The sequence below is a fragment of the Veillonella sp. 27098_8_77 genome, assembly GCF_041431535.1.
Taxonomy (GTDB): domain Bacteria; phylum Bacillota; class Negativicutes; order Veillonellales; family Veillonellaceae; genus Veillonella.
In genome coordinates, this window is the sequence record NZ_JAPVXW010000009.1 from 63,268 (window position 1) to 77,138 (window position 13,871).

Consider the following 13,871-nt stretch of genomic DNA (forward strand, 5'->3'; position numbering starts at 1 on the left):
TCTTTAAAGAGGGATAATTTTAGGAGGATTTTATGTTAACAAGCAAAGCCTATAAACGTATGCTAGCAGCATCTGTGTTGACTGCCGTTATGGGTACAGGCAGTGTTTTTGCTGCAGAGGTACAAGCAGGCTATACACCAGATATGAATGCAACTGCTACTGCAGATACTGCAACAACTGACGATACGACTACAAAAGCAGCTGTATACAATGCTGGTAAAGAAAAAGGTACTAATACACAAGATGATACTGATGCGGCTATTTTAGCAGCACGTGGTGATACAACATTATCCACTGATGGTACAGTTGTGCAAGGTTCCGATGGAACTGTTACCGTAAATAATGGAGCATTAAAAACTGACGATAAACAAGTTAAAATGGTTTCTAAAACTACAGCTGGTACAGACTTAGATAAGGTTGCAGAAAATGGACAAGCACAAGCTGTAACATCCGTTGAGGCCCAATATGTTACCGGTGTTAGCGCTGATTCCGTTAATCCATTTGTAGGTAAAACTATTACTGGTTTATCTATTTCTGGTGTTTCTGCAGAACAAGCAGCTCAATTGATGACATTATTGTCCGAAAAGGTAGGCGACGCTGTTTCTGTTGATGGTGTATTTAAAGACGTACAAAACTTGGGTAATAGCGGTTATTTCTCTGAAGTGAACCCAATCTTTACATCTATTCCAGAAGGCGTAAAAATTGACTTTGCTGTAGTAACTAATCCAGTGGTACATGGCGTTGTTTTTGAAGGTAACTCCGTATACACTTCCGATGTATTAACTAAATATATGGCTATTCCTGAAGGCCAAATTATGAACTCCGTATACGTAGGCCAAAAGGTACAAGGTATCAACGCAGCATATGCTCGTGATGGTTATATGCTAGCTCATGTAGACGGTATCGCTGTAGATGACAATGGTATGATTCACATTCATATCGTAGAAGGCATCGTAGAGGATATTGTACCTGCTGGTAATAAGAAAACTCGTAATAAAGTTATCACTCGTGAATTCGTACAAAAAACAGGTAAACCATTCAATAAATTCTTGGTTCGTCGTTCCGTAGAACGCGTATACAACCTAGGCTTCTTTGATGATGTAAATGTACGTATGTTGCCAGGTGAAAAAAATCCTAACAATGTAATCATTGAAATCGACGTATTAGAACATAAAACTGGTACTATCACATTGGGTGCTGGTTATTCTAAATCTGATGGTTTAATGGGTATCGTTGAATTTGGTGAAGATAATCTTCGCGGTACAGGCGATAAATTTAAAGTTCACTGGGAAATCGGTGGTAAGAAGAAATATAAAAACTACCAAATCTCTTACTTGAAACCATGGATCGACCACAGAGGCACTTCTCTTGGATTCTCCTTCTTCAACCGTGAAGATGAATACACTGACTACGATAGCGATGGTAGCGAAGTAGCAGAATACAACAAAAAATCCAAAGGCTTTAATATTTCCTTTGGTCGTCAAACAGGCGAATATACACGCGATTACTTAACACTCGAATCTCGTTCCGATAAATACAAATGGGATAATGACGATAGCTCCGGTTTCCGCTATGATGCTGGTGCTGGTGCAGGCCCTAATAATAGATGGAACAACGGTTCATATGATTTTGCTGGCATGGATTATGTAGGCAAAAACTTTGGTCGTATCAATTCCATTACATGGCAAAAGGTATATGACTCCCGCGATAACATCTATGAACCAACTCGTGGTCGTCGTATTTCCTACACTGCACAATGGGCTGGTCATGGCTTAGGCGGTGACTTTGATTTCTACAAGTTCACAGCTGAAATGCGTGCATACAAAAAAGTAGGCTCCAAAAATGTATTGGCCTTCCGTGCACGCGGTGGTTTCATCCAAGGCGATGCACCATATAGCCAGTTGTTCACATTAGGTGGCGCAGATACATTACGTGGTTATGAAGATGATCAATTCCGCGGTAAGAATATGTACAATGCGACATTGGAATTCCGGTTCCCTATCGTGAAAAAGGTAAGTGGCGTATTATTTACTGATATTGGTGATGCTTGGGATGCTCCTAATGTTCCTTGGTATAAAAATACTAAGAGCTTTAACTATGGCGTTGGTGCCGGTGTTCGTATCACTACACCAATCGGTCCTGTTAAACTCGACTATGGTATTGGCAAGGATAAGAAGAAATTCCACTTCAGCTTTGGTACACAATTCTAATATTGAGACGTATTATGGTGAAAGCACCTTCTTTGGAGGGGGCTTTCACCAATATCTCTATTATGGCACTCATAGTGCGTAGATTAACAGAAATGAGGAATGTTCATTATGATGAGAATGATGAATAACAAGAAGAATGTAAAAATATTCTCCATTGTTATTGCAGCGATTTTTATTATTGGTATTGGTGCATTAGCATATACACAAATGGCTACACCTGGTACTAGCTCTGCTAGTAATGTTGGTGTTATCGACATGAGCCGATTAGATAATCCTGAAAATCCTGTATATGTGAAAGCTGCTAAGGAATTTACCGATTATCGTAGCCAAGTAGCTGCGGATATGCAAGCGAAGGTTGATGCTGCGCAAGATGATGCAACAAAAGCAAAAATCAAACAAGAAGCACAAGCGAATGTAGAAAAGAAAATGGAAGAAATGAATAAGCAAATGGCAGATAAAACGATGGAAGTTGCCAAATCTGTTGGCGATGCTAAAGGTTTATCTGTAGTTCTTCCTAAAGATGCTGTTCTTTATGGTGGTGTAGATATTACAGACCAAGTACTTAAGAAACTCGCAGCTGATGCAAAATAATAACGATACGATAGTAATCGGATAAGGGTGAGCCGTATGAAGCTAAATAAACGGTATATAGGATTATTTCTGTTTTTAGCAGCTGCACTAATTGCGATGTATGGAGCCTATGGATTTATTACTAATCGACAATCTTCTACAGGACCATCTATTGGGGTAGTACAAATAGACGATGTACTAGAATTTAATCCTTCTTATGAAGATTATAAAAATGCAAAAACAGAGTTGGAACAGCTCAAATCACAATATGCCTTAGAACAAGAGGCGTTGAATACCAAGTCTGATCTGCAAAATGAACAGCTTAAATCCTTGTCTCTAGATACGACATTGTCGGATGCGTTAAATGTGGAATTACAAACGCGTATTACGACAAAGCAAAATCAACTTAATGCACAACTAGATGCGAAACGAGCTGAATTAGTAAAAAAATACATGGAAGAACTCAAGGTTGCTAACAAGGGGTATGACTTAGAGATTGTAAATCTACAGTTACAACTATATGCTTTTGATAGCCGTGTTTATATCGATGATGCACAGAAAGAAGCAGCGCAAGCAGAAAAAGCTGAATTAGAAAGCCGCCTTGAAAGCTTGCTAGCTAAACGTAAACCGTCCAATTTTGATATGGATTCTATACGAGCTAAAGTAGATGCAGAATTAAAACCTATCCGTGATGCAGGGGAACAAGAACTTAAACAATATGCCGAATCTCTACAAGCCGAACTTGCAAAAAAACGTGATACAATGATGCAAAATCAAGCAAAGGCTATTGTATCAACAAATAATTTGCCAGTCCCTCAAGAGTGGAATGATAGTTGGGCCAAAAAATTGTCGGATAAAGAGGCAGAGGTGAATGCACTTCATGAAGCAATTTTAGAAGATGTGCGCATGCGCGTTGCTATCATTGCTCAAGAACGTCATTTAGACCTTGTTTTGATAGATCATGGTGGAAATATTAAAGGGCTGGATATAACAGATGCTGTTAAGGCATCATATCGAGTTCAGTAAGGAGTATATGATGAATAAGAAAATGAAATCTTTAATTTTAGGTGCAACTATGATTATGGCATTGCCAATTATCGGTGGTTGCGGAAGCAATACTATTGGTTATGTAGATTCTCAAAAAGTTGTGACACAAACTGCTAAATCCATTGAAATCAATAAAGAAATCAATGCAAAAGGCAAAGAACTTCAAGCTAAGGTAGATGCTGCTGATGAAGCTTCTAAAGCACAAGTGATGACTGATGCAAAACAAGATTTTACAGCTTTCACAACTGCAAAAAATCAAGAGTTGAAACAATATATCGACCAACAAGTGAATGAATTGGCTAAAGAGAAAAAATTAGACGTAGTATTGCTTAAAGGTGCTGTTGTAGGCGGTGGCGTTGATGTAACAGATGACTTGATCAATAAAATGGGTAAGGCATCTGATGAAGATATTAAAGCTGCAGAAAATGAAGCTAACCAACAAGAAGCTCAACAAGCACAACAAGCTCAACAAGGTGAAGCACAAACCGCTCAATCTACGGAAGCAGGGGCTGCTCAATAGTTTAATTACACCGGGGGGATTTAATAGTGGAAAAGACCGTACTGGAGCTTGCTCAAATCATAGGTGGTAAGGTGATAGGTGACGAATCGCTAGTGATTACCGAAACACGAGGATTCGAACAAGCCGCACCACAAGCGATAACATTTGCTATTGGTGAATATGTGGAACATATTGGCTTGTGTAAGGCAGGCGCTGTTATTTTAGAACAAGAAGTACCTAGTGCACCAATGACACAAATCATTGTAGAGAATGCAAAGGCTGCATTTGCACAAGTATTACAATTATTCCATCCGCCTGTAGTGGTGCCTCGTGAGATTCATCCTACTGCAATTATTGGTGAGAATGTTACACTAGGCAATAATGTTGCCATTGGTGCGTATTGTGTTATCAATGATAATGCAGTAATTGGCGATAATGTAACTATTCGCCCATATGTATATATTGGTCACAATACTCGTGTTGGCAATGATTGTGATATATATGCAGGTGCCATTGTTCATGAAAACTGTATATTAGGGAACCGTGTAGTATTGCGTGCTAAAGCTGTAATTGGTGGTGAAGGATTTGGTTTTGCTACTGAAAATGGCGTTCATACACATATTCCACAAGTGGGCAATGTGATTTTAGAAGATGATGTAGAAATCGGATCCTGTACAACTATCGATAATGCTACGATGGGTTCTACATTAGTTAGAAAGGGTACAAAGATCGATAATCTAGTTCACTTGGGGCATAATGTTGAAATAGGGGAAAACTGCTTCCTCATTGCACAAGTAGGTATCGCGGGCAGTACAAAATGCGGTAATAATGTAATTTTTGCAGGACAAACCGGTTGTACTGGTCATATTACAATAGGGGATAATGCGAAATTTGCTGGTAAAACAGGTATTACAGGTAATGTGCCAGCAGATGCGGTTATGGCTGGTTACCCAATGCGTCCTCATAAGGAATGGTTAAAACTATCCGCTTATGAACATCGCTTACCAGAAATGGTGAAAACTGTAAAACAATTGCAGAAGGAAATCGATGCTTTGAAAGCGCAGCTTAAGGAGAGCTAATACGTTTATGTATAGGTTTATGAAGTTGTTTAGTGCATTTATTTGCATGTTGCCGCAAAGTTGGCAGTATGCAATAGGTACACTTCTTGGTGAAATTGCATGGCTTGCAGTACCACCTAAACGAAAGCGACTGGCAATCGGTCAGATTTTGTTTTGTAAAATTACTGATGACCCTGTTGAGGCAAAGCGTATAGCCAAGGCTAGTACAACGCGCTTTGGTCGCATGATCATCGATGTGTTGCGATATCCTGAAATTAAAGATGGTGCCTATAAGGACATGGTCAACTTTACGAATAAGGATATATTGGATGAAGCCTTAGCGGATGGTAAAGGGGCCATTTTGGCCGCCCTTCATAGCGGCAATTGGGAATTACTTGGTGGTGTTTTAGCATCCGAAGGGTATCCTCTTATTTCTGTAGCTTTAAAACAGAATGGGGATGCGGATAAATTCATCAATGAATATCGTGAGCTTATGCATCAACATGTTATGTATAAGACGAGTGTACGCGATATGGTGAAGGCCTTAAAAAGCGGTGCCTTTTTAGGATTGATTATGGATCAGGACCCAGGGGAAAATGGCGTATTGGTGCCATTCTTTGGGTATGAAACGTTAACCGCAGATGGTCCTGCCGTATTGGGACGCATGCAAGATGTACCTATTATTTTTGTGACCATGCACTATAGCCCTTACACAGGCAAGCATGAAATTGAAGTACATCCACCGTTATATGTAGAAAAAACGGATGATAAAAAGCGTGATGTAGCGATTACTACGATTAAACTCAATGAATTTATTGAAGATTACATTCGTCGCTATCCGGAAGATTGGTTCTGGTTACATAATCGTTGGAAATGGACACGTCGCTATTATAGTGGCAAAATAGAAACACCACCAGATGTATTTCATTAAAAAAAATATAAAAAGTATAATCGGCGTTGCAGATGTCTTTTAATAAAGGTCTGCAATGCCGATTTTTATGCTTACTTAAATGATAAATAGCCTTAAATTCTTGTAACAGCTATGCAAATAGGGTATAATACAGTATGGTGTATAGTAGACATGGAATTAGATTATGAAAGGACATTCTTATGAGTAAGCCACAACAAACAATTAAACAGGCTGTTTCATATAAGGGAATTGGCCTTCATAGCGGAGAACCTGTAACCATGGTTTTCAAGCCAGCACCTGAAAATACAGGAATTGTGTTTGTGCGCTCAGATATTGAAGGTAAACCTTCTGTAAGGGCACACATTGATAATGTGACGAACACTATGCGCGCTACTACATTGGAACATGGTGAAGCAAAGGTTTTCACTGTTGAGCACGTAATGGCTGCGTTCAGTGCTATGAATATTGACAACTGTTTTATTGAAATGGACTCTCCAGAACCACCTGTTGGCGATGGAAGCAGTGCCGTGTTTGTCGATTTAATTCTTCAAGCCGGCATTAAAGAACAACAAGCTGAACGACATGTATATAAGGTGACGCGTAGCCATACTATTTATGATGGAAATCGGTTTGTTATTATCGTACCTTACGATGGCTATCGCATTACATTTACATCGATTAATCCTCACCCGCTTCTAGGTACGCAACAATGTGATTTTAATGTAACACCTGAATATTTTAAAGAGCATATTGGACCGGCTAGAACAATTGGATTTGTAAAGGAATTGGAACAATTACAAGCAATGGGATTAGCTAAGGGTGGTAGTACAGAAAATGCTCTTGTTTATGATGATACGACCTGTTTGTCCGTACCACGCTTTGATGATGAATTAGTTCGTCATAAAGCCCTAGATGTAATGGGAGATTTATATTTGTTGGGACCTATTGAAGGTCATGTAATTGCGTTAAAATCGAGTCATGAATTAAATTCTCGTTTGGCTCATAGTATAATGGAAGAAATAAGGGAGACACAGCAATGATTCTTAATCACGAAGATATCTTAGAAATTTTACCACATCGTTACCCAATGTTATTGGTAGATCGCATTATTGAATTAGAACCTATGAAACGTGCTGTAGGAATCAAGAATGCTACGTTTAATGAATTATTCTTCCAAGGTCATTTTCCTGGAAATCCAGTTATGCCAGGCGTATTATTAACAGAAGCAATTGCTCAAGTTGGCGGTATTGCTTTGTTATATCCAGAAGAAAATCGTGGCTTAACACCGATGTTTACAGGCATTGATAAAGTACGTTTCCGTCATCCAGTAAAACCTGGTGATGTTGTACGTATGGAAGTAGATATTGTAAAGATAAAGGGCCGTATGGGCAAGGTTGAAGGTCGCGCATATGTAGGCGATAAACTTTGTGCTAGCGGTGAATACATGTTTGCCCTTGTATAATAGACTTAAGGAGTGATTGTAGTGATAGTTGTAGGCATGGAAAATGCGGAATCCAACATTCATAACACAGCCATTGTGCATCCGAATGCTAAACTGGGCAAAGATGTTGTTATTGGACCCGGCGCTGTCATTGGGGAAAATGTAGAAATAGGGGATGGCACTCAGATTGGTGCCCATGTAGTTATTGGTGGTTGGACAACCATTGGTAAACGTTGTGAAATTTATCCAGGCGCATCCATTGGCTTGGAACCGCAAGATTTAAAATTTAAAGGTGAGAAAAGTTATTGCTATATCGGTGATGAAACGGTAATTCGTGAGTACGTTACTATAAGTCGTGCTACTGGAGAAGGGGAAGAAACACGAGTAGGCAATAATTGTTTATTACAAGCATGCACGCATGTAGCTCATAACTGTATTGTAGGAAATAATGTTATTATGAGTAATTGCGCAGGCTTAGCTGGACACGCTATTGTTGAAGACCGTGTAGTTATAGGAGGCCTTGCAGGGGTGCACCAATTTGTAAAGATTGGTCGCAATGCTATGGTTGGCGGTATGGCTAAGGTTGTTCAAGACATTCCGCCGTATGTAATTGCAGATGGTCAACCGGCACGCGTTATCGGCTTGAATTCTGTAGGTCTGTCACGTGCAGGTATTTCGGAAGAAGTACGTCGTAGCTTGAAACAAGCATTCCGTATTATTTATCGTTCTGGTCTTAGCTTGTCTAAAGCGATTGAAGAAATGGAAATGCAACTTGATTCTTCCGTTGAAATTGAAAACTTATTGCGTTTCTTACGTAATGCTGATCGTGGTATCATGCGTACCCGTCGCGATTAATATGAAACTCTACATTATGTTTATATAATGTAGAGTTTTTTTGTGTTTATTTTATACTCTTTTTAGACGTATCTTTTTTGAGAAGAAATGTAGGGAAATACTGTGTATTTATAGATGGAAAGGCGTTGAAATTATAGTAAAATAGCGTGATTTATAGTACAATATAGTGTATATGAGTATGTCTTGAAATTATACTCGAAAATAAATGATTTGACGAAAAATTGTGGACCATTTAAGGCTTCACATAGGAGGTATAGTCGTGGCAAAGGTAGGTTTAATTGCAGGTATTGGCGTTTTACCTGTTGAGTTCATGCGGGCTGCTCATATGTTGGGGCATCAAGTAGTAGTCATCGGGGTCGTACCTGATACCGATCCTATATTAGAAAAAGAAGCAGATGCTTTTTACCATATCAGTGTGGCTAAGTTAGGTAAAATTTTTAAAACTTTGAAAAAAGAAGGTGTTACAGAACTTACCATGCTGGGGAAGGTAACAAAGGAGATTTTATATAAAGGTTTATCCTTCCCTGATTTAAAAACATTAGGTGTACTTAAACGCCTGAAGAATCGTAAAGATGATACAATTATGCTTGCTATTGTTGACGAAATCGAACGAGAAGGCTTTTCTGTTCTAGATCAAACTGTGTATTTAAAACCGTTCATGCCCAAGGTTGGGGTGTTGACGAAACAACAACCAACTGAAGAACAATGGCAGGATATATGCTTTGGCTTTGAATTGGCTAAACAAATGGGTCGACTTGATATTGGTCAAACCGTAGTTGTTAAACACAAAGCAGCAATGGCGATTGAAGCGATTGAAGGCACTGATAAGTGTATTTTACGCGGTGGAGAGCTTGGTAGAGGTGAATCGGTAGTCGTTAAGACCGAAAAACCAAATCAAGATGTTCGTTTCGATGTGCCTGCCGTAGGTATTAAAACACTAATGTCCATGATTGATAGTGGATGTAATGTACTAGCCGTAGAAGCGGAAAAGACGATATTTGTACAACAAGAGGATGTACTCGATATGGCTAATCGCCATAATATTATTATTTGTGCTGTAGATCAAGCATTTGTAGATGCTAGAAAGGAACTCTAATGAAAATTATGTTTTCTGCTGGCGAAGCGTCTGGTGATACACATGGCGCTAGCGTGGCCAAAGCGCTTTCACAAATAGATTCCAATATTGACATGTTTGGTATGGGTGGCACCTTGATGGAACAAGCTGGCGTCCGTATCGTATATGACATCAAAAATCTCGGCGTTATTGGCATCGTAGAAATCATAAAATCATTGCCAAAGTTCTTTAAATTACGCACCTATTTAAAACGGGTTATGTTGAAAGAAAAACCTGATGTGCTCGTATGTATAGATTATCCGGGGTTTAACATGAAATTGGCGGAAGTCGCACATGAGTTAGGAATCCCTGTATTGTACTATATAGCGCCTACGATCTGGGCATGGCATAGTAGTCGTGGTAAGACAATAAAGAAATTTGTTACAAAGGTGGCCTCTATTTTTCCGTTTGAAGCGGAGGCGTATCGCAAGTTTAATTGTGATGTAGAATTTGTAGGCCATCCATTAGTAGATATTGTGCATCCATCCATGACCAAGGATGATGCTATGGATTACTTCGGGGCTAGACCAGAAGCAAAACGCGTTCTATTGATGCCGGGAAGTCGGAAACAAGAGGTATTATCTCTGTTGGATGTGATGCTTGAAACAGGGGAACGATTGCTACAATCTCATGAGGATGTGCAGTTCTTCTTGCCTCGTGCACATACGATTGATCGCAGTGAATTAGAGGCTTTCATAGAGGAACGAAATGTTCCTGTAACGATTACAGAGGACCACACCTATGATTTGATGCGAATCTGTGACGTATGTCTCGCCGCATCAGGCACCGCTACATTGGAAACAGCGATGATGGAGCTACCTACGGTGCTATTATATAAGGTATCACCGATTACATATGGTATTGGTAAAATGGTTGTAAACCTTACGCATGTAGGTTTACCTAACATTGTGGCCGGTAAGGAGGTCATCCCTGAATTACTTCAAGGTGATGTCTCTGTAGATGCTATTGTGGATACGGTGTTGCCGTTATTAGATGATTTACAAGTTAATCAACATATGCGCTCTGAATTGCGTGGCGTCAAAGAAAAACTAGGTGAGTCAGGTGCGGTTAATCGCGTGGCTCAATTGATTTATGACCTAGGTAAGGAGAAAACTAATGAATAGTTACTCACGTTTATTGTATTTTGTGAGACCCTATTATAAACGGATGATATTTGCTGTATTTTGCATGATTGTAGCGGCTGCAGCATATTTAGTAGTACCATGGCTTATCAAAAACGTCGTAGACCAAGTATTACAAGACAAAAATATGTTTATGCTCAATCTCATCGTTGGGGCCATCATTCTAATATTTTTAATTCGTGGCTTTGCCACATATGGACAAACCTATAATATGTCCTATATAGGACAACGCGTTATCATCGACGTGCGTGAAGCAATTTTTAAGCATTTACAACGCTTGTCGTTGTCCTATTTTGATCGCCGTAAAACGGGCGTCATTATGAGTAATCTTACAAATGACGTATCTGCTCTTCAATCAGCTGTAGTAGATAATCTTATATCTCTTATTACAGAGTCCGTTACTCTAATTGGTTCCTTGGTTTCCATGCTACTCATCGATTGGAAATTAACGCTTGTTACATTTATAACAGTGCCGATGGTATTGATCATCATCAATGTATTTGGCAAAAAATTACGTTTAGCTGGTCACGATGTGCAAGGGCGCATTGCAGATATTACGGCTCTCTTGCAAGAGGTAATTTCCGCTATTCGCGTAGTAAAATCTTTTGCTCGTGAAGGATTCGAAGTTAAACGTTTTGAAGTGGAAAATCAAAATAACTTTAATGCTGTTATCAAAGCAACGAAATTGACAAGCTTGTTAAGCCCAATGGTTGAATTTTCTGCAGCCATTGCTGTAGCTGTTATCCTCTGGTACGGTGGTTATTCCGTTGTTACCGGTACAATTACAGCGGGCTCCTTGATTGCATTCTTGATTTACGCCATCAACCTATCCAATCCTGTTAAACGATTGAGCCAAGTATATGGTAATATCCAAAAGGCTTTAGCTGCTGCAGATCGTGTCTTTGATATTTTAGACACAAAAGCGGATGTAGTGGAAAAAGAAAACGCTATTGATTTGCCAGATATTAAAGGGGATGTAGATTTTAATCACGTTAGCTTCTCTTATGATGGTGAAAAAATGGCTCTATCCGATTTTAACTTGTCTGTTAAGGCTGGTGAAAGCGTGGCTTTGGTCGGCCCATCTGGTGCAGGTAAGACGACATTAGCCAATCTATTACCGCGATTCTATGATGTAACAAGTGGTTCTATTACGATTGATGGTACAGATATAAGAGACGTTACCTTTAAATCTTTGCGCAATCAAATTGGTTTAGTTCCACAAGAAACAGTTCTGTTTAATGCTTCCATAAAAGAGAATATTTTGTATGGCCGTTTAGATGCTAGTGATGAAGAAATATATGAAGCTGCTAAAGCGGCGAATGTATTAGAGTTTGTGGATAAGATGCCTGACGGCCTCGATACCATGGTAGGTGAGCGGGGTAGTTCCTTATCTGGTGGTCAACGTCAACGCGTTGCTATTGCTCGGGCCATCTTAAAAGATCCTAAAATCTTAATACTCGATGAAGCTACGTCTGCTCTTGATACGGAAAGTGAAAAGCTTGTACAAGAGGCATTAGACCGCTTAATGGAAGGCCGTACAGCCTTTGTCATTGCCCATCGTTTGAGCACTGTACAAAATGCACATCAAATCGTTGTATTAAATCAAGGTAAATTGGTAGAGAAGGGAACTCACCAAGAATTATTGGCCTTGGAGAATGGTTTATATAACCATCTTTATTCTGTTCAGTTCTCTAATAAAGGATAAACATGTACTGGATATATAATGTATTGCTCATATTTTACTGGATTGGCCTTATACCAGTCATCCTATATCGTCTTGCCTTTGAAGATGGTTTTTATGAGCGTATAAAACAAAGTGCAGGATATATGCCTGCTACACTATTAAAAAAAATAGAAGGGCGACGTGCCATCTGGATTCACGCTGCATCTGTTGGGGAGATTGTTGCAACGAGTCCTCTTGTAAAAGAGATTAAACGAGAGTTTCCAGAGGCTGTAGTGGTTGTGTCTGTTGTTACAGCTACAGGGCATGCGATGGCGCATAGAATTATTCCAGAAGCGGAAGGTATTATTTTCTTCCCTTTAGATTTGCCATATTTAACACGTAAAATTCTGCATATCATTAAACCGATTACTATTTTATTAGTGGAAACAGAGATTTGGCCAAATTTCTTGCGTATCGCCGAGTCTGAAAAGATTCCTGTTATGATGGTCAATGGACGGATTTCTGATCGCAGTATGAAACGCTATCGCTATATTAGTGCTTTCACGCGAGAAATGTTGAGCTCTATCGAACGATTCTGCATGCAATCAAATTTTGATGCAGAATATATTGCACAGCTTGGTGCAAACCCTGATGAAATTACTGTTACTGGCAATATGAAATATGATCAGACCTATGCAACGGTATCAGAAGAGGAAAAGCAAGCCTTGTTAGACGAATTTGGATTTGGTCATAATCATCCTATCATTGTTGCAGGTAGTACGCATAAGGGGGAAGATGAAGCCGTATTTGAATCCTTTAAACAAGTATTGTTAGACTATCCTAATGCAAGATTGCTCATTGCACCGCGTGAAATTTATAGAGGTCATGATGTACAATCCTTGGCGAAACGCTATGGTTTAGAGGCAATTTGTCGCAGTGATATGACGGAACCGGTACATAAGGAAATCCCTGTAGTTGTGCTTGATACTATCGGTGAGCTCGGTCGTTTATACAGCCTAGGCGATATCATATTTGTCGGTGGTTCTCTTGTGAAAACGGGTGGTCATAATATTCTTGAACCTGCCGCACACGGTAAACCTATTATCGTTGGTCCTCATATGTTCAATTTCAAAGAGATTTTTAATCTTTTATATTCTAGACATGCCTGTGAACAGGTTAAGAATCAAAAAGATTTAACAAAGATGATTTTACATTTATGCAAACATCCTGAAATATCAGCAGAAATGGGACAAAATTGCTTAGATATAATCAGTGAAAACCGTGGTGCAACGAGACGTAATACGCAAGAGTTACGTCAACTATTTGAATCACATCATATTATTCCTTAAGAACAGTTTGCGA

13 protein-coding genes are annotated in these 13,871 nt (G+C 39.3%); all 13 read left to right on the forward strand.

Going from position 1 to position 13,871, the window contains the following annotated elements; all coding sequences use genetic code 11:
• Positions 1 to 32 precede the first annotated feature (32 nt).
• Entirely contained in the window at positions 33 to 2,210 is a 2,178-nt protein-coding gene (locus O3617_RS06650; RefSeq protein ID WP_371449249.1) for an outer membrane protein assembly factor, read from the forward strand.
• 108 nt (positions 2,211 to 2,318) lie between these two features.
• The gene (locus tag O3617_RS06655) at positions 2,319 to 2,801 is read left to right on the forward strand and encodes an OmpH family outer membrane protein (protein WP_316062709.1); all 483 of its coding nucleotides are present in this window, start codon (positions 2,319 to 2,321) and stop codon (positions 2,799 to 2,801) included.
• 36 nt (positions 2,802 to 2,837) lie between these two features.
• On the forward strand, positions 2,838 to 3,806 hold the full coding sequence (locus O3617_RS06660; protein WP_371449250.1) for a hypothetical protein: 969 nt from the start codon (positions 2,838 to 2,840) through the stop codon (positions 3,804 to 3,806).
• Between the two features lie 10 nt (positions 3,807 to 3,816).
• On the forward strand, positions 3,817 to 4,347 hold the full coding sequence (locus O3617_RS06665; protein WP_371449251.1) for a hypothetical protein: 531 nt from the start codon (positions 3,817 to 3,819) through the stop codon (positions 4,345 to 4,347).
• 26 nt (positions 4,348 to 4,373) lie between these two features.
• A complete protein-coding gene (lpxD, locus tag O3617_RS06670) occupies positions 4,374 to 5,405 on the forward strand; it encodes a UDP-3-O-(3-hydroxymyristoyl)glucosamine N-acyltransferase (RefSeq protein WP_371449252.1) in 1,032 nt (343 codons plus the stop codon).
• A gap of 7 nt (positions 5,406 to 5,412) precedes the next feature.
• Positions 5,413 to 6,315 carry a lysophospholipid acyltransferase family protein gene (locus tag O3617_RS06675; protein WP_371449253.1) on the forward strand — a complete coding sequence of 301 codons (903 nt, stop codon included), beginning with the start codon at positions 5,413 to 5,415 and terminating at the stop codon, positions 6,313 to 6,315.
• Positions 6,316 to 6,494: 179 nt separating this feature from the next.
• Complete coding sequence (gene lpxC / locus O3617_RS06680; protein WP_371449254.1) at positions 6,495 to 7,334, forward strand: UDP-3-O-acyl-N-acetylglucosamine deacetylase; 840 nt, start codon at positions 6,495 to 6,497, stop codon at positions 7,332 to 7,334.
• The gene (fabZ, locus tag O3617_RS06685; protein ID WP_005376579.1) at positions 7,331 to 7,756 is read left to right on the forward strand and encodes a 3-hydroxyacyl-ACP dehydratase FabZ; all 426 of its coding nucleotides are present in this window, start codon (positions 7,331 to 7,333) and stop codon (positions 7,754 to 7,756) included. The genes lpxC and fabZ overlap by 4 nt, the downstream gene beginning before the upstream one ends.
• Before the next feature lie 21 nt (positions 7,757 to 7,777).
• Complete coding sequence (lpxA, locus tag O3617_RS06690; RefSeq protein WP_371449255.1) at positions 7,778 to 8,590, forward strand: acyl-ACP--UDP-N-acetylglucosamine O-acyltransferase; 813 nt, start codon at positions 7,778 to 7,780, stop codon at positions 8,588 to 8,590.
• Positions 8,591 to 8,849: 259 nt separating this feature from the next.
• Positions 8,850 to 9,686 (forward strand): LpxI family protein, encoded by an 837-nt coding sequence (locus tag O3617_RS06695; RefSeq protein WP_371449256.1) that lies wholly within the window; start codon positions 8,850 to 8,852, stop codon positions 9,684 to 9,686.
• A complete protein-coding gene (gene lpxB, locus O3617_RS06700; protein ID WP_371449257.1) occupies positions 9,686 to 10,828 on the forward strand; it encodes a lipid-A-disaccharide synthase in 1,143 nt (380 codons plus the stop codon). The genes O3617_RS06695 and lpxB overlap by 1 nt, the downstream gene beginning before the upstream one ends.
• Positions 10,821 to 12,551: a lipid A export permease/ATP-binding protein MsbA gene (gene msbA / locus O3617_RS06705; RefSeq protein ID WP_371449258.1), complete on the forward strand. Its 1,731-nt coding sequence runs from the start codon at positions 10,821 to 10,823 to the stop codon at positions 12,549 to 12,551. Before lpxB ends, msbA begins: the two co-directional genes overlap by 8 nt.
• A gap of 2 nt (positions 12,552 to 12,553) precedes the next feature.
• On the forward strand, positions 12,554 to 13,858 hold the full coding sequence (locus O3617_RS06710) for a 3-deoxy-D-manno-octulosonic acid transferase (protein ID WP_371449259.1): 1,305 nt from the start codon (positions 12,554 to 12,556) through the stop codon (positions 13,856 to 13,858).
• Positions 13,859 to 13,871 lie beyond the last annotated feature (13 nt).